The sequence below is a fragment of the Streptomyces durhamensis genome, assembly GCF_000725475.1.
Classification (GTDB): domain Bacteria; phylum Actinomycetota; class Actinomycetes; order Streptomycetales; family Streptomycetaceae; genus Streptomyces; species Streptomyces filipinensis.
Genome location: NZ_JNXR01000007.1, coordinates 19,108 through 42,476 on the forward strand (window position 1 = coordinate 19,108; position 23,369 = coordinate 42,476).

Annotated in this window: 24 protein-coding genes; 11 read left to right on the forward strand and 13 right to left on the reverse strand. The window is 71.9% G+C overall.

Annotated features, from left to right (window positions below):
- Positions 1-253: 253 nt before the first annotated feature.
- Complete coding sequence (locus tag IO33_RS0111135; protein WP_031163190.1) at positions 254-1,000, reverse strand: hypothetical protein; 747 nt, start codon at positions 998-1,000, stop codon at positions 254-256.
- A gap of 347 nt (positions 1,001-1,347) precedes the next feature.
- On the opposite strand from IO33_RS0111135, the gene IO33_RS0111140 reads away from it, so the two are divergent.
- The gene (locus IO33_RS0111140; protein ID WP_157857829.1) at positions 1,348-1,497 is read left to right on the forward strand and encodes a hypothetical protein; all 150 of its coding nucleotides are present in this window, start codon (positions 1,348-1,350) and stop codon (positions 1,495-1,497) included.
- Positions 1,498-1,647: 150 nt separating this feature from the next.
- Here the strand turns inward: IO33_RS0111140 and IO33_RS50340 are convergent, their stop codons facing one another.
- The 4 genes from IO33_RS50340 to ku form a co-directional block, all read right to left on the reverse strand.
- Complete coding sequence (locus tag IO33_RS50340) at positions 1,648-2,025, reverse strand: hypothetical protein (protein ID WP_157857830.1); 378 nt, start codon at positions 2,023-2,025, stop codon at positions 1,648-1,650.
- A gap of 178 nt (positions 2,026-2,203) precedes the next feature.
- A complete protein-coding gene (locus IO33_RS0111145; protein WP_031163193.1) occupies positions 2,204-2,569 on the reverse strand; it encodes a hypothetical protein in 366 nt (121 codons plus the stop codon).
- Positions 2,570-2,829: 260 nt separating this feature from the next.
- A complete protein-coding gene (locus IO33_RS0111150) occupies positions 2,830-3,045 on the reverse strand; it encodes a hypothetical protein (RefSeq protein ID WP_031163194.1) in 216 nt (71 codons plus the stop codon).
- Between the two features lie 147 nt (positions 3,046-3,192).
- Positions 3,193-4,257 (reverse strand): non-homologous end joining protein Ku, encoded by a 1,065-nt coding sequence (gene ku / locus IO33_RS0111155; protein WP_037685303.1) that lies wholly within the window; start codon positions 4,255-4,257, stop codon positions 3,193-3,195.
- 154 nt (positions 4,258-4,411) lie between these two features.
- Here ku and ligD point away from each other — a divergent pair, with 154 nt between their 5' ends.
- Positions 4,412-5,299 carry a non-homologous end-joining DNA ligase gene (gene ligD, locus IO33_RS0111160; RefSeq protein ID WP_031163196.1) on the forward strand — a complete coding sequence of 296 codons (888 nt, stop codon included), beginning with the start codon at positions 4,412-4,414 and terminating at the stop codon, positions 5,297-5,299.
- 21 nt (positions 5,300-5,320) lie between these two features.
- Here the strand turns inward: ligD and IO33_RS0111165 are convergent, their stop codons facing one another.
- Positions 5,321-6,124, reverse strand: a complete 804-nt coding sequence (locus IO33_RS0111165; RefSeq protein ID WP_031163197.1) for a nuclease-related domain-containing protein — start codon at positions 6,122-6,124, stop codon at positions 5,321-5,323.
- Between the two features lie 100 nt (positions 6,125-6,224).
- Here IO33_RS0111165 and IO33_RS0111170 point away from each other — a divergent pair, with 100 nt between their 5' ends.
- The 5 genes from IO33_RS0111170 (at position 6,225) to IO33_RS0111190 (ending at position 11,752) form a co-directional block, all read left to right on the forward strand.
- Complete coding sequence (locus IO33_RS0111170) at positions 6,225-6,734, forward strand: protein-tyrosine phosphatase family protein (RefSeq protein ID WP_031163200.1); 510 nt, start codon at positions 6,225-6,227, stop codon at positions 6,732-6,734.
- Between the two features lie 110 nt (positions 6,735-6,844).
- On the forward strand, positions 6,845-7,579 hold the full coding sequence (locus tag IO33_RS0111175; RefSeq protein WP_031163201.1) for a hypothetical protein: 735 nt from the start codon (positions 6,845-6,847) through the stop codon (positions 7,577-7,579).
- Positions 7,576-8,826 (forward strand): sensor histidine kinase, encoded by a 1,251-nt coding sequence (locus IO33_RS0111180; RefSeq protein WP_031163203.1) that lies wholly within the window; start codon positions 7,576-7,578, stop codon positions 8,824-8,826. The genes IO33_RS0111175 and IO33_RS0111180 overlap by 4 nt, the downstream gene beginning before the upstream one ends.
- Positions 8,827-8,897: 71 nt before the next feature.
- A complete protein-coding gene (locus IO33_RS0111185; RefSeq protein ID WP_031163205.1) occupies positions 8,898-10,259 on the forward strand; it encodes an FtsW/RodA/SpoVE family cell cycle protein in 1,362 nt (453 codons plus the stop codon).
- Positions 10,260-10,294: 35 nt separating this feature from the next.
- Entirely contained in the window at positions 10,295-11,752 is a 1,458-nt protein-coding gene (locus tag IO33_RS0111190) for a penicillin-binding transpeptidase domain-containing protein (RefSeq protein WP_031163207.1), read from the forward strand.
- A 3-nt stretch (positions 11,753-11,755) separates the two neighbouring features.
- Here IO33_RS0111190 and IO33_RS0111195 read toward each other — a convergent pair whose 3' ends face one another.
- Together IO33_RS0111195 and IO33_RS0111200 are read right to left on the reverse strand one after the other, a co-directional pair.
- Positions 11,756-12,646, reverse strand: coding sequence for a hypothetical protein (locus IO33_RS0111195; RefSeq protein WP_051926613.1), 891 nt, complete (start codon positions 12,644-12,646; stop codon positions 11,756-11,758).
- Positions 12,647-12,746: 100 nt separating this feature from the next.
- The gene (locus IO33_RS0111200; protein ID WP_031163218.1) at positions 12,747-13,856 is read right to left on the reverse strand and encodes a ferritin-like domain-containing protein; all 1,110 of its coding nucleotides are present in this window, start codon (positions 13,854-13,856) and stop codon (positions 12,747-12,749) included.
- Positions 13,857-13,979: 123 nt separating this feature from the next.
- Between IO33_RS0111200 and IO33_RS0111205 the strand changes: the two genes are divergently transcribed.
- From IO33_RS0111205 to IO33_RS0111220, 4 genes are all read left to right on the forward strand, one after another.
- Positions 13,980-14,918, forward strand: a complete 939-nt coding sequence (locus IO33_RS0111205; RefSeq protein ID WP_031163220.1) for an AurF N-oxygenase family protein — start codon at positions 13,980-13,982, stop codon at positions 14,916-14,918.
- 101 nt (positions 14,919-15,019) lie between these two features.
- A complete protein-coding gene (locus tag IO33_RS0111210) occupies positions 15,020-15,676 on the forward strand; it encodes a TetR/AcrR family transcriptional regulator (protein ID WP_031163222.1) in 657 nt (218 codons plus the stop codon).
- Entirely contained in the window at positions 15,663-15,983 is a 321-nt protein-coding gene (locus IO33_RS0111215; RefSeq protein ID WP_209438843.1) for a hypothetical protein, read from the forward strand. The genes IO33_RS0111210 and IO33_RS0111215 overlap by 14 nt, the downstream gene beginning before the upstream one ends.
- Before the next feature lie 124 nt (positions 15,984-16,107).
- Positions 16,108-17,160 (forward strand): C40 family peptidase, encoded by a 1,053-nt coding sequence (locus IO33_RS0111220; RefSeq protein ID WP_031163232.1) that lies wholly within the window; start codon positions 16,108-16,110, stop codon positions 17,158-17,160.
- On the opposite strand, the gene IO33_RS0111225 is transcribed toward IO33_RS0111220, so the two are convergent.
- The 5 genes from IO33_RS0111225 to IO33_RS44050 are packed head-to-tail and all read right to left on the reverse strand — an operon-like array spanning position 17,139 to position 23,196.
- Positions 17,139-18,386, reverse strand: coding sequence for a styrene monooxygenase/indole monooxygenase family protein (locus IO33_RS0111225; protein ID WP_031163234.1), 1,248 nt, complete (start codon positions 18,384-18,386; stop codon positions 17,139-17,141). The two genes, IO33_RS0111220 and IO33_RS0111225, sit on opposite strands and share 22 nt — an antisense overlap.
- Before the next feature lie 23 nt (positions 18,387-18,409).
- The gene (locus tag IO33_RS0111230) at positions 18,410-19,048 is read right to left on the reverse strand and encodes a GTP-binding protein (RefSeq protein ID WP_031163236.1); all 639 of its coding nucleotides are present in this window, start codon (positions 19,046-19,048) and stop codon (positions 18,410-18,412) included.
- Positions 19,029-19,466, reverse strand: a complete 438-nt coding sequence (locus IO33_RS0111235) for a DUF742 domain-containing protein (RefSeq protein WP_031163238.1) — start codon at positions 19,464-19,466, stop codon at positions 19,029-19,031. The genes IO33_RS0111230 and IO33_RS0111235 overlap by 20 nt, the downstream gene beginning before the upstream one ends.
- Positions 19,463-19,960, reverse strand: coding sequence for a roadblock/LC7 domain-containing protein (locus tag IO33_RS0111240; protein ID WP_031163240.1), 498 nt, complete (start codon positions 19,958-19,960; stop codon positions 19,463-19,465). Before IO33_RS0111240 ends, IO33_RS0111235 begins: the two co-directional genes overlap by 4 nt.
- Complete coding sequence (locus IO33_RS44050) at positions 19,957-23,196, reverse strand: sensor histidine kinase (protein WP_031163242.1); 3,240 nt, start codon at positions 23,194-23,196, stop codon at positions 19,957-19,959. Before IO33_RS44050 ends, IO33_RS0111240 begins: the two co-directional genes overlap by 4 nt.
- Between the last annotated feature and the right edge of the window lie 173 nt (positions 23,197-23,369).

The window sequence follows — 23,369 nt, forward strand, 5'->3', positions numbered from 1 at the left end:
GTGGACAGATGCGCGCCCGTTACAGCGCTTGCACGCTGTGACCAGGTGCGATGCATCAACCGCACGGGCCCTCCGGAGCCGTGTGCGCAGGTTCGAATCCTGCCGGGGGCACTCGCCCAGGAACAGCAGAAATCAGGCGCTGACCAAGGCGGATGCGGACAGAAGAGTGCGGGAGTCAGTCTCACTGACTCCCGCACTTTCTCGTTGTTTCGCACCGGTCGCGACAGGTCTGCGAGAGGCAGTCGTCGGCCCGTCACGGCCAGGAAGGTGAATCGTCCAGCCGTTCCAAGGTGAGTTGGTAGGCGTTCCTCAGCCGTGTGAAGTCGTAGAAGTCACCCTGCGGCTCGCGCTTGACGGTCAACAGGCCCTGCGCCTCGAGCTCCTTGCGGCCCTTGGTCCACGTGTCCGAGGACAGGCCGTATCGCTGGCGCTTCGCCGTGTGGATGTATCGCGGCTCCGACTGGCCTCCCAGGGCTTCCCTGAGGGCGAACAGGAGGGCCGTCGCCGTCGGCGACAGCTGGAGGAGCCAGCCGCGCGTCCAGAACTCGACCGGCATGCCGACGTAGCGGCCCTCGTCCCTCGGCTGCGTGTAGACCCCTCCATCACCGGTGGCACTCAGCAGCGTGATCGCCGAGGGCCGCCCCCACTGCGGCTGGAGGTCGATGAACTTGTTCTCCTCCAGCCACTTCAAGTTGCTGGCAACGCGCCTGGGTCCCGTCTTCGGGTCGAGTGCGAGCATCTGCGCCCAGCCGTTCGGACCCGGCGGTCTCCGCAGGTCGAAGGGCTCTTTCGTGGCCATCATGGTGATGCACAGGTAAAGCCGGAGGCGCACCATGCCCCCGCGCCCGCCCTGGATGAGCCGCGCGAGCGGCGGAGGCGCGTCGTCGTCCTCGGACGCTATGACGAACGCCGGCGGGAACGGGATGTGCCCCCGCCTCTTCGCTTTGTCCGCCGCCCCCCGCAGGTAGCCGAGCGCCTCGGACTGACGTTCGAGCGCCACGTCTTTTACCTTCCTGCAGGAGAGCCCGGGATAGGGGACTTACAGGGGTACACGGGGGTGAGAGGAGTTTCTATGGATTCCGTCACGGCAGTCGAGAGACTACAGCAGGAGCGTGAAGCTCTGCAGCACAAAGGAAGATCGCTCCGTCAGTTCCGTCAGACGTGTCCTTCACAAACAACATTCACCCATTTTGACCTGCTGTTTTCTGCCTGCCAGCATCGCCTCAGCCAAGCAGGAGATCGTCGAGCGGCCCGCCGGGATGCTGCCGCGATTTCCACTGATGAGGGGATTGATACAGGTTGTCCAGCCACGACTCATCGCTCCGGGGCCTCTGGGCTGCGGTCATCATGCTCGGTGCGCTCGTCGTCGCCATGCTGAGCGCGGCCGCTTTCTGGTCGGCGGGAGCACCCGCGTACGCCTCGCTCGGGGCAGGGGGTGCCACCTTCATCGGTCTGGCCACCCTGGGGTTCACCCTCAGGAAGTTCCTGACCGAGTGAGCCCCGATGGCGGTGAGGCTTTGAGCCGCCGAAGGCGGGCCATGGGCTTCGACGCCCCACGGTCCGCCTTCGGACTCTCCGCCCGCCGCTGCTGTTCGCCGGCGTCCGGGTCACCCTGGATCGGTCACGTCCGGGGATCGGTCGCTCAGATCAGGTCTCACCGCATTCCCACTTGCCGTACCCTCCCATTTCCCCTCCGCGTTCGGGGTGGCCGACGCCGGCCTTGACACAGATTTTTCGGCCCTCGGGGAAATTGTGGCTGTTTTCGAACTGGGTGGTTCCGCGGCCGCCGTGGTTCCAGATTATGAAGTCATACCCCTCATCGCCCTTCAGTGGCGCGACGTCGACTTCGAGGGCCGCGGAAAAGTCGGCGCAGACGTCCCTCAGGTAGAACGAGTCCCCATTCGCGACGAACCAGCCCTCCGAGGTCCGGCTGCACGCCCCGTACCCGTACGAGTGAGGAGTGTTGACGCCCGCGAAAGCAGGCGAACTTGCGATCCCGACGCTTGTCACTGCGGCTGATGCCACACCCATGAGTCTGTTCCGAGCCACGCGCACGCGAAATCCCCCTTGTTTGATCCGGTTCACGAAGGCAGGTCGAACCTTCACGGGAAAGGATCTCGGGCTACGGACGGAATGTCCTCAGCGCTGAGTGCACATCTGTCTTGGCTCAGAGTTCACTCCGGTGCCGCTGAGGTGCCGGCTGTCAGTCGGGTACGCAGCCGAACCAGTTCACCGTGTCGTGGTCGGAGGTGTAGCCCAGGCATCTGATGGTCCTGTGGTGCGTGGTCTCCGTACGGTCGACCGTTCCGTTCAGGTAGTCCGTCGTGTGGTGGGGCTGTACCAGGGTGTCGATCTCGATGATGTACCAGCGGCGTTTGTCGGTCGGGATGGTGCAGTGGTGGCCGGTCACGTTGCGGCTGGGATCGTCGGTCCACACCGGTCGTTCGGCGCGGTCGCAGTGCGCGCGGTCCGCGGCGCCGGCGGTGCCGGCGCCGGTGCCGAGCAGGGCCGTGGCGCCCGTGGCCACCGCCGCGGCAGCGCCGAGCAGACATTTCAGGGAGAGGTTCATCGGGGCCTCCTGGCGGCTGTGGTGACGGCCTGGAGTCGCTACGTCACCTTGGGGTGATAGTCACATTTGTCTGGGGTGTCCGGCTCGGCAGGCCGGGGCGCGCTCCTCCGACCCGGTGACATCGGTGCCGCCAATGCAGCAGTCTCCGAAGCACACGTGGTACACGGCCGCGCCCGCTGTCGGCTTCACCAAGACCTCCACCGTCATGACGGCGTCCGCCGCGCCGTCGGCGACCGGCTCCCCGACCGCCGCCCGGGCCTCTAAGAGAAGGCGAGCGCCGCCGCATCGGCTGCGGCGCCCAGCCCCTCGGCGTCTCCCGCGCCCGCGCGGACCGCTGCCCCGGCGTCGCCCGGCGCCGCGGTGAGCAGGTCCGCCGCGCCGACGGCCCCCGTCCCGGTGACGCACGCCGGGATGCGGATGACCAAGAGCCACGACCCGTACCTGGCGGCCACCCCGGTGCGCGCCAAGGCGGACACCGGTACCTCCGACGAGGTTCTGACCTACGCCGTCTACTTCTCGGGCGCCGCCCTCGCCCCCGGCACCGCCCAGGAACCCGACGGCCGCCCAGGTGCCGGACGATCGGCCGGCCGGCCCGTTCCGCGGTCCGTGCTCCGGCCTCGCTCTCAGGCCGTTCTCCTGCGGGACGTCGTCTTCTTCGGCGACGCCTGCTTCGCCGTGCTCTCGGAATTCTTCGCCGCCCTCTTCGAAGCCGCCGTCTCCGCCCTCTTCGAAGCCGCCGTCTTCTTCGCCCCCTCGGCCGCCTTGGACGTGGACTTCCGCGCCGGTGCCGTCTTCTTCGCGGCGGCCGTCTTCCTGGCCGTGGACGTCGACTTCTTGCCCCCGGTCTCCTTCGGTGCCGACCTGCGCGGCGGCAGGGACGTGACCTCGGCCTGCGCCTCGGAGGGCGGCGCGCCGCGGGATTCGCGGGCCGCCCGCACGCTGTTCTCCAGGGCCGCCATCAGGTCCAGCACCTTGCCGCCGGCGGCCGGGGCCGGGGCCTCGGGCGGGGCTTCGCCGGAGGCCTTCGCGGCGATGACCTCCTCCAGCGCCTCGCGGTACTCGTCGTGCAGGTCCTCCAGGTCGACCTCGCCGAGGGTGTCCATCAGGGCGTCGGCCAGGTCCAGCTCCTTGTCGCGGATGGTGACGGAGACGTCCGGGGCGAGGCCCTCGGGTGCGCGGACCTCGTCCGGCCACAGCAGGCCGTGCATGGCGATCGCGTCGCCGACCACCCGCAGCATGCCGAGGCGTTCGCGGCCGCGCAGCGCGTACTTGGCGATGGCGACCTTGTTGCTGCGTTGGAGGGCCTCGCGCAGGAGGACGTACGGCTTGGCCGCCGGGGCGCCGCTGGCCGCGAGGTAGTACGCCGCGTCCATCTGGAGCGGGTCGATCCGCTCGGCCGGGACGAAGGCGACGATCTCGATGGTGCGGGCCGTGGGGATGGGCAGGTGGGACAGGTCCTCGTCGGTGATCGGGATGATCGTGCCGTCCGCGTCCTCGTAGGCCTTGCCGATCTCCGCCTGGGTGACCTCGCGTTCCTCCAGTTCGCACACCTTGCGGTAGCGGATGCGCCCGTTGTCCTCGGTGTGGATCTGGCGGAAGGAGATCGCGTGGCTCTCCGTGGCGTTCACCAGCTTGATCGGGATGCTGACGAGGCCGAAGGAGATGGCGCCGTTCCAGATGGATCGCACGTGCCGCACCCTTCCTCGGAAACCGGGACCGCCGGGAATGACGGAACTGATGGAACTGACGGAACTGGCAGAACTGCCGGGACTGCCGGGACTGCCGGGACTGCCCGAACCCCGGTTGCACCGATTCCACCGCTTTTTCTGGGATTGTCATCTTATGACGCCTATCACAGAGGTGGAGGGGCGGCGGGTCGCGCTCAGCAACCTGCAGAAGGTGCTGTATCCGGAGAGCGGCTTCACCAAGGCGGAGCTGGTGCACTACTACGCGACCAGCGCCGACGTGCTGCTGCCGCATCTGCGCGACCGGGCCGTGTCCTTCCTGCGCTTTCCGGACGGCCCGGAGGGTCAGCTGTTCTTCACCAAGAACGTGCCGCCGGGCACGCCCGAGTGGGTCACGACGGCCGAGGTGCCGCGTTCGTCGGCGGACGGTCCGGCCCGGATGGTGGTGGTGCAGGATCTGCCGACGCTGGTCTGGGCGGCGAACCTGGTCACCGAGTTCCACACCCACCAGTGGCTGGTGCAGACCCCCAACGAGGCCGACCGGCTGGTTTTCGATCTCGACCCGGGCGCTCCCGCGACCGTCGTCCACTGCTGCGAGGTGGCCCTGTGGCTGCGCGAGCGGCTCGCGGCGGACGGCATCGAGGCGTATCCGAAGACGGCCGGGTCGAAGGGGCTGCATCTGCTGGCGGCGGTGCGCGGGGGTTCGTCCGAACGGACGAGTGAGTACGCCAAGGCGCTCGCCGTGGAGGCCGAGCGGGCGATGCCGCGGCTGGTGGTGCACCGGATGACCAAGAGTCTTCGGCCGGGGAAGGTGTTCGTCGACTGGAGCCAGAACGCGGCCCGCAAGACCACGGCCACGCCGTACACGGTGCGCGCCCGCCGGGCTCCGCTGGTCTCGGCACCGGTGACGTGGGAGGAGGTCGCCGACTGCCGGACCCCCGCCCAGCTGGAGTTCCGGGCGAACGACATCGCCCCGCGCCTGCAGGATCTGGGCGACCTGCTGGCCCCGCTGCTGGAACCGGGCGCGGCGACCGCCCTGCCCTGACCCGGAGACCCCTCCTGGGGCCTACACCCTCCCCCATGTGTTCCGGTCCCTGGCCATCGCGTGCAGCGCCTCCACGTCCGCCGGTTTCAGCACCCCGCCCAGCCGGGCCAGGCCCGCCAGCTCGGTGTCCTGGAGGATGCGTACCGCCCGGGGCGGGGCGGTCACGGTCAGCTCGGCCGGGCCCGCCAGGGCCAGCACCGGGCGCACCTCGGCGGTCAGGGCGTGGGAGGCCCGGTCGGCGGCGGCCCGCAGCCGGCGCAGCAGCGGTTCGGCCTCGCGGCGGCCCACGGTGACCATGGGGTCGGCGACCAGGACCCGGGCCTTGCGGGCGTACAGGGCGTGTACGGCGAACAGGCCGCCGGGGCCGAGCAGCAGGTGGTGGATGCGGTCGCCACCGGGGAGGGGGAGGGAGTGCAGGGCGTGCCAGCCGGCGCCCTCCAGGGCGTCCAGGGCGCTGCCCACGGTCTCCTCGGCGGTCAGGGCGCGGCGGCGCGGGTCGGGGCGCAGCCGGTGCGCGGGGCCGGGGTCGCGGTCGAGGGCGACGAGCAGGGCCTCGCCGGGGCGGTTGGGGGCCAGGTCGTCGTCCGGGTGCAGGGTCAGCCGGGCCAGTTCCGCGGGGGTGGGGACCGGGGGCGGACCCACGGTCACCGGGCCGGTCAGGAACGGTTTCAGGGCTTCGAGTACGTCGTCCCTGCTGTCCTCGCCGAGCAGATTGACCCGGCCGGTGTCCCGGTCGTACCAGGCGACGCTGGATCCGTCCGGGCGGCAGACGTACAGCCGTTCTTGCCCGTGCCGATAGGCCGGCACCACGCGCAGTGCGCTCATGCGCCATCACCCCTTGACCATGGGAACAGGCGGGGTGCTCCTGGGGCAAGACCGGTTACCGTGGAGGGCGGCCCCGCGAGGGGGAGTTGGGGAGGCGCCGTTGCGGATCCGCGGAAAGCAGCCCGACGTACCGGCTCCGGAGAGCCCGTGGAACGAGATCGTGCCTGGTCTGTGGATGGGCGGGCACGAGTTCCGGGGCCGTGCGGGGCGGCCGGAGCTTGCGGTCGTACGGGACGAGTTCGATGTGGTGCAGACGCTGCTGCGGCTGCCGGGGTACGGCCCCGATCCGGAGGTCGAGCACCATGTGTGGCCGATTCCGGACGGCCCGCTGGACGGGACGCAGCTCGCCGGGGTGATCCGGCTGGCCCGGGCGGCGAACGAGGCCCAGGACGCCGGGCGCAGGGTGCTCGTCCGCTGTTACCACGGGTACAACCGGTCGGGTCTGGTCGTCGCGCACGCGCTTCTCCAGCGGGGGCATGCCTCGCCGGACGAGGTGATCCAGCTGATCCGCGCCCGGCGCTCGGCGTGGGCGCTGCACAACGAGCTGTTCGTGGAGTACCTGCGTGCGGGCCTGTGGACGGTGCGACTGCTGGAGGAACTGGCCGAGTAGCCTCTCTTCCAGCACCACTCCGACGGGTGCAAAAAGGACTTAATACGGATTTCCTCGTCTACACATAAGGTGTACGGGGCCCCGACCGACCCCGACGTCCCAGGAGCATCGTGTCAGCCCGCCGTCCAGCGCGCACCGCCGTCACCGCGGTCGCCGTCGCCCTGCTCTCGGCGACGGCGACGGCCTGCGGCGACACCGGCGGGCTGCGGGGCGCGGGCGCCACCCCGACCGCCGTCAGCCCCGCCAAGCTCTGGCCGGACCTGCGCCCGGCGTCCAGCCCGGCCTACCCCTACGACGTGGCGACCCGGGCGGTCGTCAAGGGGATCACGGTCCCCGGCGACGACATCCGCAAGGTGGACCCGGTGGACGTGGTCGAGGCCGAGGTCGAGGCGCATCCGGACGACTACGGGTCGAAGGGGGCGTACCACGGGACGGTGGACCGGCTCGGGGACTGCCGGGCGGGTGGCGACCGGGCCCGCTGCCCGCTGCTGAAGCCGTACTACCGGGACCTCACGGGTGACGGCCGGGACGACATGACGCTCGGCTTCCGGCTCTACCCGACCAACCAGACGGCCGTGCGGGTCTACACCGTCGAGAAGCACAGGCTGGTGCAGGTGCTGGCCGACAACGACGCGATCCTCGGCGTGGAGCTGGCCGGCCGTTCGCTGATCGAGCGCTCGCCGGCCGACATCTCCGGCTACGAGTACCGCACCACCTGGGTGTGGGATCCGGGGCAGCGCGCGATGGCGTTCTCCCGCGACGAGTACCTGCACACCGGTGACGGCCGGCACGCCAAGAAGCCCTCGCCCTCGCCGTCCGCCTCGCCCTCGGCGAGCCCGCGGTGAGGCTCGCGCTGCCCCAGTGGGCCGGGGCGCTCGCCGTGAAGGCGGCCGCGTTCATCACGGTGATGAGCTGTGCGCTGGCCGCGCTGCTCGGCGTGCTGGTGCACGTCTCGGTGACGAACCAGACCGTCGGCCAGGCCCGCGGCCTGGCCCTGTCCAAGCTCGCGGACGCCACCCAGGCGTACGAGGCCGGGGACGCGCTGCTGCCGAACGCCGGGGTCGACCCCGCGGGACTGCCGGCGCCGCTGCGGAAGCTGGCGGTGGCCGGGGGGCGGGGCACGATGGTCTCCGCGCACGACGGGCGGCCGACCATGTGGGCGGCGGGCCCGGTGGCCGGGCACCGGGCACTCGCCGTGGCGGTCGACTACTCGCAGCAGGCCCGCACCATCGCCGGCCTCGACAACTCGATCGTGTGGTCGTCGGGGCTCGCGATCGGGGCGACGGTCCTGGTCGGCGTGTTCGCGGTGACCCGGGTGACCCGGCGGCTGCACGCCACCGCCCGGGTGGCCCGGCGGATCAGCGCGGGCGACCTCGACGCGCGCGTCGGCGACCCCCGCACGAAGGACCCGTCCCGTCCGCAGGACGAGGTGGCCTCGGTGGCGGCGGCCCTGGACTCCATGGCGTCGAGTCTGCAGAGCAAGCTGCTGAGCGAGCAGCGCTTCACCGCGGACGTGGCGCACGAGCTGCGTACGCCGCTGACCGGGCTGCACGCGGCGGCGGAGCTGCTGCCGCCGGGCCGGCCCACCGAGCTGGTGCGGGACCGGGTGGCCGCGCTGCGCACGCTCACCGAGGACCTGCTGGAGATCTCCCGGCTGGACACCGGCCGGGAGAAGCTGGAGGTGGACACCGAGGAACTGGGGGCGCTGGCCCGGCGGGTGGTACGGGCCTCGGGCACCGACACGGAGGTGCGGGTCCTGACCGACGCGCGGGTGGAGACCGATCGGCGGCGGCTGGAGCGGGTGCTGGGGAACCTGGTGGCCAACGCCCACCGGCACGCGGCACCGCCGGTGGTGGTGACGGTGAACGGGGCGGTGGTGACCGTACGTGATCACGGGGCGGGGTATCCGGAGTACCTGGTGGCGCACGGGCCGCAGCGGTTCCGCACCGAGGGCGGGGCGACCGGGCACGGGCTGGGGCTGACCATCGCGTTGGGGCAGGCGGAGGTCCTGGGGGCGAAGCTGGTCTTCGGCAACGCCGTGGACGGGGGCGCGGTCGCCACGCTGATCCTGCCGGTGGCCGAGGGCCGGTAGAGAGCTCGGGATCTCGGGCGCGTTGCGGGGCGCACCGAGCACAGGACGCCCCATTTGGGTAGGTTCCGGGCATGACCAAGGCCGGAACCACCGTGGCGGCGGCGCCCACTCCCGCACCCGCCGTACGCCTCCCCCGGCGCCGTGGCATCGAACTCGCCCTGATCCTGCTGGCCGTGCTGCTGTCGGTGTACGGCTACTGCGCGGTGGGTCTCGCGCGAACCGGCACCGTTCCGCCGGGCGCCGCCGGTTACGGCGCCGGGCTCGCGGTGCTCGCGCTGTGCGCGCATCTCGCGGTGCGCATCCGGGCGCCGTACGCCGACCCGCTCTTCCTGCCGATCGGGGTGCTGCTCAACGGGCTGGGGCTGGTCCTGATCTACCGGCTGGACCGGGAGACCCCGGCCGACCAGGCGGCTCCGGCCCAGCTGGTGTGGTCCACGCTCGGGGTCGGGCTGTTCATCGCCGTCGTGCTGGTGCTGCGCGACCACCGGGTGCTCCAGCGGTACGCGTACGTGTGCGTGGTCGCCGCGCTCGGGCTGCTGGCGCTGCCCATCCTGTTCCCGGCGGTCAACGGCGCCCGTATCTGGATCCGGATCGCCGGATTCTCCATCCAGCCCGGCGAGTTCGCGAAGGTGCTGCTCGCGGTGTTCTTCGCCGCCTACCTGGCGGCCAACCGCAGCGCGCTCGCCTACACCGGCCGCCGGCTGTGGCGGCTGCAGTTCCCGACCGGGCGGGTGCTCGGGCCGATCGTGACGATCTGGCTGCTGAGCGTCGGGGTGCTGGTCCTGGAGCGGGACCTGGGCACCTCGCTGCTGTTCTTCGGGCTGTTCGTGGTGCTGCTGTACGTCGCCACGGGGCGCACGGGCTGGATCGCGGTGGGGCTGCTGCTCGCCGTGCTGGGGGCCGTCGCCGTGGGGCGTCTTGAGCCGCATGTGAACCAGCGGATCGAGGACTGGCTGCATCCCTTCGCCACCATCGAGGCCGGCCAGGGCCCGAACCAGCTCTCCCAGTCGCTGTTCGCCTTCGCCGCCGGCGGGGTCTTCGGCACCGGGCTCGGCCTCGGGCACTCGATCCTCATCGGCTTCGCCACGAAGTCGGACTTCATCCTGGCCACGGCCGGCGAGGAACTGGGGCTCGCCGGGCTCGCGGCGGTCATCCTGCTGTACGCCCTGCTGGTGGAGCGCGGCTACCGGGCGGGCCGGGCCCTGCGGGAGCCCTTCGGCCGGCTCCTCGCGGTCGGGCTCGCCTCGATCCTGGCGCTGCAGGTGTTCGTGATCGCGGGCGGGGTCACCGGGCTGATCCCGCTGACCGGTATGGCCATGCCGTTCCTCGCCCAGGGCGGCTCCTCGGTGGTCACCAACTGGGCGATCGTGGCACTGCTGATCCGGGTGAGCGACTCGGCGCGCAGCCAGTACGACGGCCGGGAGGCCCTGTGAGCGAGTACGGCGGCTTCCACGAGGGCGAGCGGCCGATGGCGAGGTACATCCGGCACGCCTGCGCGTTCTGCACGCTGCTGCTGGCCGCCCTGCTGGTCAACGCGGCCCGCGTACAGGTCGTGCAGTCGGGTCTGTACGACGGCAATCCCGCCAACCGCCGTGCCACGATCGCCCGTTACGGCCAGCCGCGCGGGGACATCCTGGTCGGCGACGAGCCGGTCACCGGCTCCGTGGACACCGGGGAGCAGCTGCGCTACGAACGCTCCTACAAGAACGGCCCGTTGTACGCCCCGGTGACCGGCTTCGCCTCGCAGTCGTACGGCACCACCTTCCTGGAGCACGCCGGGGACGGGGTGCTCTCCGGTACCGATCCGATGCTGTCGCCGCTGCCGGTGTGGAACGACGTGACGCGCGGGCCGGTCCCGGCCGGGAACGTCGTCACGACGCTGCACCGGGGCGCGCAGGAGGCGGCGTACCGGGCGCTGGCCGGGCGCAAGGGCGCGGTGGCCGCGATCGAGCCGGCCACGGGCCGGATCCTGGCGCTGGTGTCGAGTCCGTCGTACGACCCCGGGGAGCTGTCCGGCAACGGGGAGGCGGTGGCCTCGGCCTGGGCGCGGCTCAATCACGACCCGGAGAAGCCGATGCTCAACCGGGCGGTGCGGCAGACGTATCCGCCGGGGTCGACGTTCAAGGTGGTGACGGCGGCGGCGGCGCTGGACGCGGGGGTGGCGACCGACCTGGACGCACGCACCGACTCCCCCGACCCCTACCGGCTGCCCGGCACCACGACCCGGCTGACCAACGAGGCCGACGACTGCCGGGACGCCTCGCTGCGGTCGGCCTTCGAGTGGTCCTGCAACACGGTGTTCGCCAAGCTCGGCGTGGACGTCGGGGTGAAGGGCATGGTGGCCACGGCGGGCGCGTTCGGGTTCAACGACGCCGGGCTGCGCATCCCCTTCTCCGTCGCGCCCAGCACCTTCGACACGCATGTGGACAAGGCGCAGCTGGCGCTGTCCTCGATCGGGCAGTACAACACGCGGGCCACCCCGCTGCAGATGGCGATGGTGGCCTCGGCGGTCGCGAGCGGCGGGCAGCTGCGGTCGCCGTACCTGGTGGAGCGGACGACCCGGCACAGCGGTGAGACGGTCGCCGGGAGCGGGACGCATCCGGTGCGGCAGGTGATGAAGCCGTCGACGGCCGCGCGGCTGAAGGAGCTGATGACCGATGTGGTCCGGGAGGGCACCGGCACCCAGGCGGCCATCCCCGGTGCCCTGGTCGGCGGCAAGACGGGTACCGCGCAGCACGGGGTCGGCAACGCCGGTGTGCCGTACGCCTGGTTCGTCTCCTGGGCGCAGACCGAGAACTCCCTGGAGCCGCAGGTGGCGGTCGCGGTGGTGGTGGAGGACGCCTCGGCGGACCGGGGCGAGATCAGCGGTGGCGGGGACGCGGCGCCGATCGCCCGGGACGTGATGCGGGCCGTTCTGGGCCAGTGAGGGTCAGCCGATCGGCTTGACCGCCTCGGAACGGATCGTGAGGGTGTTCCTCGCGGCGGCCTCCAGGTCGATGTCCGACGGGCGCTGGGACGCGAGCGGTGTGTTCACGGTCGCGACCGTGGCGCCCGTGTTGCCGTCGGCCCACGCGCAGATGGGCACGGTGAACTTCGTGCTCATCTGTTCCTGGGTCACCACCTCGCAGCTGATCGTCACGCCGCTCAGCTCGAAGTCCTTGGCGGGGACGGCGACCGTGGCGGCGGCGCCCTCGGCGGCGCCCCTCATCATGTTCTCGCGGGCCGTGTCGGTGTTCTTGAACCGGCCGTACATGCCCGAGACGACCAGGGTGCCCTTGGTCACGTCGCCGTCCGCGTGGTAGGAGCCGACCACGCCGTGGAGGTCCTTGGCGTCCCAGGCCCCGTCGGCCTCGTCCTCGATCTTCTTGCCCTCGGTGCCGGAGAGGTCCTGGGCGAGCCGGTACTTCCCGCCGAGCAGCGTCCCGGGCAGCGTGAGCCTGTTCTTCGCGTCGGGGAAGCCGCTCTCGACCACCGCACCGAGCAGCACCAGCCCCACGACGACCACCGTGACCACACCGCCCACGATCCCGAGCACCAGCCCGACCCGCCGCCTCCTCGGCGGCGGGACCATGGGCGGGACACCCCAGGCGGGGTACGGCTGCTGGGGGTAGGCCTGGGGCGGGTACGGCTGCTGCGGCGGGTACGGCGCGCCGTACGGGCCGGGAGCGGCCTGCGGAGCTCCGCCGTAAGGGCCGGGAGCGGCCTGGGGAGCTCCGCCGTACGGGCCCGGGCCGGCCGGCGGGGGCTGCTGGCCGTACGGGTACGGCGGCTGCTGGGGGCCGCTGGGGTACGGCTGCTGCGGTGGCGGAGGCGTGGACACGCCCGCACGCTACTGCACCCGGATGAACGCTCCGGCAGCCGCCCGAGCCCTGGGCCCCGCCGGCCGCGTCAGCCCTCCGCCGTGCACGCCCCCGGCCGCGTCAGCTCTCCGCCGCGCCCGCCTCGATGGCGTCCCGCACCTCCGCGATCCGCTCGTGCTCCTCCGCGGCGAAGCGCTCCGCGTCCAGCTGCTCGGCCAACTCCTCGTCCTGGGCCATCAGCAGGTCCAGGCTGGAGTCCCCCATCTCGAAGACTCCCATGTCGACGTAGGCCTGCTGCAGCCGCTTGCCCCACAGGCCGATGTCCTTGACGCAGGGCACGATCCGGCTGAACAGCAGCCTGCGGAACAGCTGGAGGAACTCGGAGCGCTCGCTCAGCGCCTCCGCCTCGGCCTTGGGGATGCCGAAGTTCTCCAGGACCTCGACGCCCCGGAGCCGGTCCCGCATCAGATAGCAGCCCTCGATGACGAAGTCCTCGCGCTCGCGCAGTTCGGCGTCGGTGAGCTGCTTGTAGTAGTCCCTGAGGGCCAGCCGGCCGAAGGCCACGTGCCGGGCCTCGTCCTGCATGACGTAGGTCAGTATCTGCTTGGGCAGCGGCTTGTTCGTGGTGTCCCGGATCATCCCGAACGCGGCCAGCGCCAGGCCCTCGATGAGCACCTGCATCCCCAGGTAGGGCATGTCCCAGCGGCTGTCGCGCAGGGTGTCGCCGAGCAGGGACTGGAGGTTGTCGTTGATCGGGTAGAGGAGGCCGATCTTCTCGTGCAGGAAACGCCCGTAGATCTCGGCGTGCCGGGCCTCGTCCATGGTCTGGGTGGCGGAGTAGAACTTGGCGTCCAGGTCCGGCACCGACTCCACGATCCGCGCGGCGCAGATCATCGCGCCCTGCTCACCGTGCAGGAACTGGCTGAACTGCCAGGAGGCGTAGTGCCGCCGCAGCTCCCCCTTGTCCTTGTCGGTCAGCTTGTCCCAGTACCGGGTGCCGTAGAGGGACATCGCCTCCTCGGGGGTGCCGAGCGCGTCGTACGGGTCGACCTCCAGGTCCCAGTCGATGCGCTGCAGGCCGTCCCACTGCTTGTCCTTGCCCTTCTGGTACAGGGCGAGCAGCCGGTCACGGCCGTCGTCGTACTCCCAGCTGAAGCGGGCGGCGCCGCTCGCGGGCACCTGCCAGGGGGAGGGCCCGGGCTCGTCGGCGTACAGGTCATGGGTCGGCATACCCCGCAGGCTCACACGTAGACGCGAAGTCAACAAGTCATGCGCCAGGGATTGACGACCTTGCTGACAAGCAGTCTCATAAGAGGTGGACGACGTACCCCCGGGTAACGAGGTGAGGGAGCCATGACGACCCTGACGGAAGCCGACGCGCTGGACGGACTGCGCGACGCGCTCGGCCTGCTCAAGGACCGGGAGCAGGTGGCCGAGCGGCTGCTCGTCTCCTCCGCCAAGCACTCCTTCGACCCGGACGAGGAGCTGGACTGGGACGCGCCCTTCGAGGAGGGCAAGTGGTTCTGGCCGCCGGAGCTGGTGTCGCTGTACGACACCCCGATGTGGAAGCGGATGAGCGAGGAGCAGCGGATCCTGCTCTCCCGGCACGAGGCGGCGGCGCTGGCCTCGCTCGGCATCTGGTTCGAGATGATCCTGATGCAGCTGCTGGTCCGGCACATCTACGACAAGGCGGCGACGAGCGCGCACGTGCGCTACGCGCTCACCGAGATCGAGGACGAGTGCCGGCACTCGAAGATGTTCGCCCGGCTGATCGCGCACGGCGGGACACCGTGGTACCCGGTCAGCCGGGCCCACCAGAGCCTCGGCCGGCTGTTCAAGACCATCTCGACGACCCCCGGTTCCTTCACGGCGACACTGCTCGGCGAGGAGGTCCTGGACTGGATGCAGCGCCTGACGTTCCCGGACGAGCGGGTGCAGCCGCTGATCCGGGGCGTCACGCGCATCCACGTGGTCGAGGAGGCACGGCATGTGCGCTACGCCCGCGAGGAGCTGCGCCGCCAGATGGTGACGGCGCCGAAGTGGTCGCAGGAGTTCACGCGCGTCACGTCCGGTGAGTTCGCGCGGGTGTTCTCGGTCGCGTTCGTGAATCCCGGGGTGTACACGAACGTCGGGCTCGACAGGCGCGAGGCGATGGCACAGGTGAAGGCGAGCGGTCACCGGCGGGAGGTCATGCAGACGGGAGCGAAGCGGCTGACGGACTTCCTGGACGACATCGGGGTGCTCAGGGGAGTCGGACGGCGGCTGTGGAGGTCGTCGGGCCTCCTGGCGTAGGCCGAGGACGCCGGCCAGGGGCGCGCGGCGCCGCGCGAGTGACCCACGACCACCCGCGGCCGCCCACGCCCCGCGCGCCCGCGGCGATTAGGCTGCGGTTCATGACCCCGGCCGCCACCCCCGCCTACCGCCGCCTGAGCGTCGAGGAGCGCCGCAGCCAGCTGCTCACCGCCGCGCTGTCGCTGTTCGCCCACCGGGCACCGGAGGACGTGTCCCTGGACGACGTGGCCGAGGCGGCCAAAGTCTCCCGCCCGCTCGTCTACCGGTACTTCCCCGGCGGCAAGCAGCAGCTGTACGAGGCCGCGCTGCGCTCCGCCGCCGAGGAGCTGCAGCTGTGCTTCGACGAGCCCCACGAGGGCCCGCTGCTCCCCCGCCTGTCCCGCGCCCTGGACCGCTATCTGGCCTTCGTCGACGAGCACGACACCGGCTTCAGCGCGCTGCTCCAGGGCGGCAGCGTGGTGGAGACCTCGCGGACCACGGCGACCGTCGACGGGGTGCGCCGGGCCGCCGCCGAGCACATCCACGGCCACCTCGGCGTCGCCGACCCCGGCCCCCGGCTGCGCATGACCGTCCGGACGTGGATCACGGCGGTGGAGGCGGCCTCCCTGATCTGGCTGGACGAGGACAAGCAGCCCCCGGTCGCGGAGCTGCGCGACTGGCTGGTGGAGCAGTTCGTGGCCATGCTCACGGTCACCGCGGGCCGGGACCCGCAGACGGCCGCCGTCGTCGGCACGCTCGCCGGGAATGACCGAGACTGAAGCGGTGAAGAGTCAGGACACCCCCTTCGAGGGCGGCCCCATGGACGGGCGGGTACTGCCGGTCCTGGTCGGCGCCACCGGGCACCCCCCGAAGACGTACCGCATCCCCGTCCCGGACCCCGACGGCGGCCCGCCCACGGTGCTCGTCTACCACCGCGTGCCGCGCGGCCACAGCAGGCGGCTGGGGCTGATCCAGGGGTGGAAGTACGAGTTCGCCCCGGGCGACACCTCCGGCGGCCGGCTCCGGTGGCCCTGGTCCAGGCCACAGGGCGCGCCGCCCGGCAAGCCGGACGACGCGAACGGGTGACAGGCTTGCGCCGAACCGCGCACGTTCGGGGCGCGGCCCGCGCGGACACGTCTGATTATCACGTGATGATCCCGGTGCGACGAGCGGCGGAGAGCCCGCCCTCACCGGCACCGGAGGTGAAGACGTGTCAGGAAGGCTGCTGCGCCTGGCCTGTACGGCGACGATGGCGGCCCAGGCCGTCCTCACGCCCGCACCCGCCCTGGCCGCGCCGGATCCGCAACAGCGGTCCGTCTCCGCTCTGTTGACCGACCTTCAGCAGCTGTACCGGCAGGCCGAGCAGGCCACCGAGACCTACGACGCGACCACGGAGAAGCTGAGACGGCAGCGCGCCGAGGTGTCCCGGCTCGACGGCGAACTGTCCCGCGCCCGGCTCGCCCTGCAGGACAGCCGGGCCGACGCCGGCCGGCTGGCCCGGCAGCAGTACCAGAGCACCGGCGGCCTCGGCCCGTATGTGCGCCTGCTCCTCGCCCGCGATCCGCAGCACGCGCTGGACGAGGGCCATGTCATCGGCGAGCTGGCGCGCGAGCGGGCCCGCACGGTGACCCGGCTGACCGCTGCGGAACACCGCAAGGACGTCCTGGCCCGGGCGGCCCGCAAGGCCCTCGACACCCAGCTCGCCCTCGCCGGGCGGCAGCAGCGGCAGCACGACGACGTCCGGGCCAGGCTGGGCGAAGTGGAACGCCTGCTGGCCGCCCTCACCCCGGCCCAGCTGGCCGCGATCGCCGGCCTGGAGCAGCAGGGCGTCAGCGAGGCCCAGCAGCGGCTCAGCACCGGCGGCGCCCTGCCCGAGGACCGCCCCGCCTCCCCCGAGGGCGACCGCGCGGTCCGCTACGCCATGGCCCAGCTCGGCAAGCCGTACCGGTGGGGCGCGCAGGGGCCTTCGGCCTACGACTGCTCGGGCCTGACCTCACAGGCCTGGTCCCACGCGGGCACCCCGATCCCCCGCACCAGCCAGGAACAGTGGCGCCGGCTCACCCGGGTCCCGCTGCGCGACCTGCGCCCCGGGGACCTGGTCGTGTACTTCCCCGAGGCGACCCACGTGGCGATGTACGTGGGCGACGGTCGCGTCGTACAGGCTCCGCGCCCGGGAGAGCGCATCGAGGTCGCCCCGATGGCGTCCTATCCGGTGCTCGGAGCCGTACGCCCGGACGCCCCTCAGCCCAGCGAGGCCAGGTAGGCGGACGTCTTCTCGGGGTCGTAGAAGAAGTTCTCGAAGTCGGCCGGGTCGTTGAAGGCGTTGGCGAAGCGGTCGGCGGCCGGCTGCAGCTGGCCGGCGGCGCCGATGAGGTTCAGGATGTGCTCCGGCGGCGGCGCCAGCATCGCGTTGGTCCACTTGGTGACGTGCTGCGCCGTGGCCCAGTACCGGTCGAACGTGGCCCGCATCCACTCCTCGTCGAACGGCTTGTCACCGTGCTCCAGGATCGAGGCGAGGTACGCGGCCGCACACTTGGCGGCGGAGTTGGAGCCCTGCCCGGTGATCGGGTCGTTGGCGACGACCACGTCGGCCACGCCCAGCACGAGCCCGCCGCCGGGCAGCCGGCCGACGGGGTTGCGGACGGTCGGGGCGTAGCGGCCGGCCAGCGTTCCGCCGGCGTCGGTCAGTTCGGCCTTCGTGGCCCGCGCGTACTCCCAGGGCGTGAACTTCTCCATGAGTTCCAGGGTCAGGGAGAGGTGCTCCGCGGGGTCCTTGACGCCGTTGAAGACGTCGAGCGGGCCGCCGGGTATGCCCTCCCAGAACAGGATGTCGGCCGGTCCGGAGGTGGTGAGCGTCGGCATGACGAACAGCTCGCCGACGCCGGGGACGAGGTTGCAGCGGACGGCGTGGAAGTCGGGGTGTTCGGGGCGCGGGCCGAGTCCGTGGACGTAGGCCACCGCGAGCGCCCGCTGTGGCTCGCTGTACGGGGAGCGCTCCGGGTCGCGGGCGAACATCGACACCAGCTCGCCCTTGCCGGCCGAGACCAGGACGAGGTCGTAGGTGCGGGAGAAGTAGTCGAGGTCGCCGACCGCCGCGCCGTGGATGACCAGCTGGCCGCCGCGCTGTGCGAAGGTCTCCATCCAGCCGGCCATCTTCACCCGCTGGTCGACCGACTGCGCGTACCCGTCCAGCGTGCCCACCCAGTCGACGGCCCGCTGCGTGGGGCCCGGGTCGTGCGAGCCGGGGGCCGCGACCGAGACGCCGAGCCCCTCGATCTTCGGGGCCTGGGACTCCCAGAAGTTCAGCTGGAGATCGCGCTCGTGCTGCAGTGCCGTGTGGAACATGCACTGCGTCGACATGACCCGGCCGGTGCGGATCTCGTCCGCGGTCCGGTTCGACATCAGGGTGACCTCGTAGCCGTGCGACTGAAGGCCGAGGGCGAGCTGGAGACCGGACTGACCGGCTCCGACGACGAGTATCTTCCGCATCGGGTGAGGGCTCCTAACAGGGACTACTCGGGGGTTTCGTCCAGCGCGTGGCCGACCAGGACCAAGAGTGTCTCGATGGCCGAAATTCGACGCCGCGCATCCATGATCATGACAGGGATGTGCGGGGGGATCGTCAGCGCCTCCCGGACGTCCTCCGGTTCGAACAGCTCGCTGCCGTCGAAGTGGTTGACCGCGACGACGTACGGCAGGCCGCAGCTCTCGAAGTAGTCGAGCGCCGGGAAACAGTCCTTCAGCCGTCGGGTGTCGGCCAGGACGACCGCGCCGATCGCGCCACGCACCAGGTCGTCCCACATGAACCAGAACCGCTGCTGGCCCGGCGTGCCGAACAGGTAGAGCACCAGGTCGTCGTCGAGCGTGATGCGGCCGAAGTCCATGGCCACGGTGGTGGTCAGCTTGCCGGGCGTGGCGGCGAGGTCGTCGGTCTCCTCGCTGGCCTCGGTCATCAGCGCCTCGGTCTGCAGCGGCGTGATCTCTGAGACGGAGGTGACCAGCGTCGTCTTGCCGACGCCGAAGCCCCCGGCCACCACGATCTTCGTGGCGATGGGGGCCCGGGTGCGGTCCGTCTGCCAGGACTTCAGGTCCTCGTCGGGCTCGGTGACGAGGGGGGTGACGCCGATGGCGTCAGAGACGGCGGAGTCCACTCAGCACCCTTTCCAGCAGAGCGCGGTCCGGGCGGCCGGTGCCATGACCGGTTCCGGTGCCGTACACACGGATCTTTCCCTGGTCCGCGAGGTCGCTCAGGAGCACGCGGACCACGCCGAGCGGCATGCTCAGCAGCGCGGCGATCTCGGCCACCGTGCGCATACGGCGGCACAGTTCGACGATGGCCCGCATCTCCGGCATGACCCGGGTGGCGAGCGCGCCTTCCCCGCCGCCGATGGCGCGGGCGGCGTTCCCGGTCAGTTCCCTGCGCTCCTCGGGGGCCTCCAGCGCCGCCACGAACGTCTCCACGAGGAGGACGTGGCCGAAGCGGGTACGGCCGCCGGTGAGCGAGTAGGGACGGACGCGGGCGGGTTTGCGGTCGGCGCCGCGCACGGGGAGTTTCGCTGTGCCGCTCATCGGGCGCTCCCGGTCGACGGGGACTCCAGTGACTGCCGCAGCTCCGAACGGAGTTCCGGGGTGAGGACGTGGCCGGCACGGCCGACGAACAGCGCCATGTGGTACGCCACCACGCTCATGTCGCACTCGGCGCTGCCGTGCACGCCGAGCAGTGAGCCGTCGCTGATCGACATCACGAACAGGCTGCCCTCGTCCATCGCGACCATGGTGTGCCTGACCCCGCCGAACGCCATCAGCTTCGCGGCGCCGACGGTGAGGCTGCCGATGCCGGAGACGATGGTGGCGAGGTCGGCGGAGGAGCCGCGGGGGCCCTTCGCCGGGCGGGCCTGACGGGACTGCTCGGCGTGCCCGGGATCGGACGAGAGGAGCAGCAGGCCGTCGGACGAGACCACGGCGACCGACTGGATGCCGGGGACCTCCTCGACCAGGTTGGTCAGCAGCCAGTGCAGGTTGCGGGCTTCACTGCTCAGTCCGTACGTACTGGGCGCGGTCAACTGCTTGCCTCCTCGGCTGTGCCCCCCGTGGCTTCTTCGGCGTGTGCGATTTCTGCTTCTACGGCTTGGTAGCCGGCCTGGGCGCCGCTGCGGAAGCCGCCGAGCCTCCTGCGGAGGGCTTCGGCGTCGACGCTGCCGGTGCGGTGGCGCGGGGCCTGGGTCGGTACGGTGATCTTGGGGGTGCGTTTGGGGAGGCCCTTGGCGGTGACCGCCTCGGCTTCGCCTTCGGCGGGATTCCCGTTCCCACCCGCACCACCCGTGCGGCTCTCGTCGTCGGCCGCGGGTGGCCCCTGCGGGGCGCGTCCGCCGTCGGCGGCCGACGGATCCGCGGGCAGGGCCTGCGGCGCGTCCGCCCGGCCGGCCGTCGGCTCCGCCGTGAGGTCCGGGAGCAGCAGTTCCATCGTCGTCTCGGCGTACGTCTCCGCCGGGGCCTTCGGGCGGGTCTCCGTGCTCTGTGCGCCCGGGTCGGCCTGCTCGTGAACCGCCTGCTCCGCGTCCCCGCGGAAAGAGGCGGGACCCGCTTCCGCGGACTCCCCGAAGGCAGGGGCATCCCCCTCCGGCGCCCCGCCGGAGGCAGGAGCACCGTCCTGCGCCGATCCGACGGAGGCAGACCCGGCGCCCTCGGCGAAACCACCGCCGGCAGAACCAGCACCCTCGGCCGAACCACCCGAGACAGACCCAGCGTCCCCGGCCGAACCGCCGGAGACAGGACCGCCCCCATCCGACAACCCGCCGGACGCAAGGCCAGCCCCCTCCGACAACCCGCCGGACGCAAGGGCGGCCCCCTCGGCCGAACCACCCGAGACAGACCCAGCGTCCCCGGCCGAACCGCCGGAGACAGAGCCGCCCCCCTCCGACAACCCGCCGGACGCAAGGGCGGCCCCCTCCGACGGTCCGCCGGAGGCAGGGACGCGCCCCTCGGCCGAACCGTCTGAGACCGACTCCGTGCCCTCGGACCCGTCCGAGGCAGGCCCGGTGCCCTCTGCCGGAGTGACGGGGGCGGGTGTGGTGCGGAGGGTTTGTTCGGCCAGGGCGACCAGGGGGTCCTGGTCCTTCGGGCGGCCGGGGAGAACGTTGGAGTTGGCCTCGGCGGCGGCGCCGGGCAGGGAGAAGGTGCCGGTGCCGTCCGGGTGCGTGGACGGGGCCGTCGGCGGGGCCTCGACGAGGAGCGTGGCGGGCAGGACCACGACCGCCGCGATGCCGCCCTGCTTCTGCTCGCGCAGCCGTACGCGCACCCCGTGGCGCTGGGCGAGGCGGGCGACGACGTACAGGCCGAGGCCGAGACCGTCCTCGCCCTCCTGGTCGTACGGCGACTCGGGGTCGAATTCGGCCAGGCGGGCGTTGAGCCGGCTCAGGCGGTCCGCCGCCATGCCGATGCCCTCGTCCTGGACGGAGAGCATCACCTCGCCGCTCTCCAGCAGCCAGCCGGAGGTCTCCACCGGCAGCTCCGGCGGCGAGGACGACGTGGCGTTCTCCATCAGCTCGGCCAGGAGGTGGGAGAGGTCGTCGGCGGCGAAGCCCGCCACGTGGGCGTGCGGCGGGAGGGCCGCGATGCGGACGCGTTCGTAGCGCTCGATCTCGCTGACGCCCGCCCGGACCACGTCGACCAGCGGAACCGGGCCGTGGTGCTGCTGGACGTGCTCGGCGCCGGCGAGGACCAGGAGGTTCTCGCTGTGGCGGCGCATGACCGTGGCGAAGTGGTCGAGCTTGAAGAGGGTGGCCAGCCGCTCCGGGTCCTGTTCGCGGTCCTCCAGGCCCTCGATGACCGCGAGCTGGCGTTCGACCAGGCCCAGGGTCCGCAGCGAGAGGTTCACGAACGTGCCGCCGATGCTGGTGCGCAGCCGCTGGAGCCCGGCCGCGGCCTCGGCGAGTTCGGCGCGCAGTTCCTCACGGGCGTCGGCCATCTTCTGGCGCTGGCCGACCAGGTGCTTGCGGTCGGTCTCAAGCGTGGCCACCCGCTCGTGCAGCGCGGCGGCGTGCGCGTGCAGGGCGTTGACAGCGCGGACGACCTGGGCGAACTCGTCGTTGCGGCCGGTGAAGGCGATCGGTTCCTGGCTGGCCGGGTCGTCGGATTCCGCGAGGCGGGCCGAGCCCCGGCGCAGCACCGACAGGGGGCGGGTCAGGGTGCGGGCCATGGCCGTGGCGATGCCGATCGCGACCAGCAGCAGCGCGCCGAGGACGGCGACACGGATCTCCAGGGCCGTGACGTCGTCGTCCCGCAGGTGCGCCAGGTCCTTGGTGCGGTGGTCGTAGAGGGCCGATTCCACGCCGCGCATGAGGTCGGCGCGGGCGGACAGGGCCGCGTCCAGCTTCTTGGTGCTGGTGGTCAGCTCGCTGTCGGCCAGCGTCGGCTGGTCGGTGAGCGTGCTCAGGTACTTCTCCGCCGAGTTGACCTCGGAGCCGGTGACGGTGGAGTCGTAGGAGTCGACGGCCGCCTTGGGGGCGGTCGCGCGGAAGTCGGCGAGGGCCGCGTCGGCGCGCAGGCGGGCCTGCTGGGCGGCGGCGGTCAGTTGGTCGCGCTGCTTCCGGTCGGCCGCGGAGGTGGTGGAGGCCGTGGTGGGCAGGCCGGTGACGGGATTGATCACCGTGCGCGTGGTGGACGGCACGTTCAGCGCGGCCAGCAGCAGGCCGCGGGCGGCGGCGGACTGCTGGACCGCGGTGTCCAGTTCGGCGAGCGCGTGGGCGCCGGAGCCGGCCCGCGGGGGTGACTGCTCGGCCAGCTGCTCGGCGAGCCGGTGCAGCGCGGTGATGGTGGCCGAGTAGGCCTGGTGGGTCTGGAGCGCGGTGGTCTTCCCCGTGAGGGCGGCGCGCCGGGTGACGGAGATGCCGTAGAGGTCGGTGCGCAGGCCGGGCGGGAGGTCCGGGTCGGCGCGCAGGTCCTCGACCTGCCGGTCGACACGCGTGCTGCGGTCCTCGGACGGGGCCTTGGACTTGGCGCGGCCCGCCGCGATGTAGGAGGTGACCTCGTCGCGCTCGTCGGCGAGGGAGTTCGCCAGGGCGAGGGCGTCCTGGGTACGGGCGGCCAGCGTCACCAGGTCCTGGGAGTCGTTGACGTCCTCGGAGGCGGTGAGCAGGGAGGGCGCGCCGGCTCCCGCGACGGCGGCGGCCACCACGGCGACGGCGACGATGAGCCGGGTGCGCACATGGGTGGGTCGGCCGGTGCCCACGGGGGTCTGCTCGGCGGTCCCCGTGGGGGCCGTCTGCCTGCCTGTGCGCCGAGGCCGCTTCATCTGCACCGGTGCTCGCAATCCTGAACTCGTCCAGCCAGGGCACCGGGTGGCGCCCCGTCATCTCGGTGCCAGGTGGTGCGTACACCCGGTTCGTACGGTTCCCGACCCTCCCAGCGCCGGTGGGCAGTGGCCGCGCATCACCTGACCCGCCACCCGAAGGAGTGAACATCGGAGGGGAG

What these genes read in the sequence shown, in the direction of transcription:
- IO33_RS0111205 (WP_031163220.1), top strand. Translation starts at nt 13,980, where the DNA reads ATGACGACCCTGACGGAAGCCGACGCGCTGGACGGACTGCGCGACGCG.
- IO33_RS0111200 (WP_031163218.1), bottom strand. Translation starts at nt 13,856, where the DNA reads ATGCCGACCCATGACCTGTACGCCGACGAGCCCGGGCCCTCCCCCTGG.
- IO33_RS0111185 (WP_031163205.1), top strand. Translation starts at nt 8,898, where the DNA reads ATGACCAAGGCCGGAACCACCGTGGCGGCGGCGCCCACTCCCGCACCC.
- IO33_RS0111215 (WP_209438843.1), top strand. Translation starts at nt 15,663, where the DNA reads ATGACCGAGACTGAAGCGGTGAAGAGTCAGGACACCCCCTTCGAGGGC.
- IO33_RS0111190 (WP_031163207.1), top strand. Translation starts at nt 10,295, where the DNA reads ATGGCGAGGTACATCCGGCACGCCTGCGCGTTCTGCACGCTGCTGCTG.
- IO33_RS0111225 (WP_031163234.1), bottom strand. Translation starts at nt 18,386, where the DNA reads ATGCGGAAGATACTCGTCGTCGGAGCCGGTCAGTCCGGTCTCCAGCTC.
- ligD (WP_031163196.1), top strand. Translation starts at nt 4,412, where the DNA reads ATGACGCCTATCACAGAGGTGGAGGGGCGGCGGGTCGCGCTCAGCAAC.
- IO33_RS0111165 (WP_031163197.1), bottom strand. Translation starts at nt 6,124, where the DNA reads ATGAGCGCACTGCGCGTGGTGCCGGCCTATCGGCACGGGCAAGAACGG.
- IO33_RS0111235 (WP_031163238.1), bottom strand. Translation starts at nt 19,466, where the DNA reads ATGAGCGGCACAGCGAAACTCCCCGTGCGCGGCGCCGACCGCAAACCC.
- IO33_RS0111210 (WP_031163222.1), top strand. Translation starts at nt 15,020, where the DNA reads ATGACCCCGGCCGCCACCCCCGCCTACCGCCGCCTGAGCGTCGAGGAG.
- IO33_RS0111145 (WP_031163193.1), bottom strand. Translation starts at nt 2,569, where the DNA reads ATGAACCTCTCCCTGAAATGTCTGCTCGGCGCTGCCGCGGCGGTGGCC.
- IO33_RS0111140 (WP_157857829.1), top strand. Translation starts at nt 1,348, where the DNA reads ATGCTCGGTGCGCTCGTCGTCGCCATGCTGAGCGCGGCCGCTTTCTGG.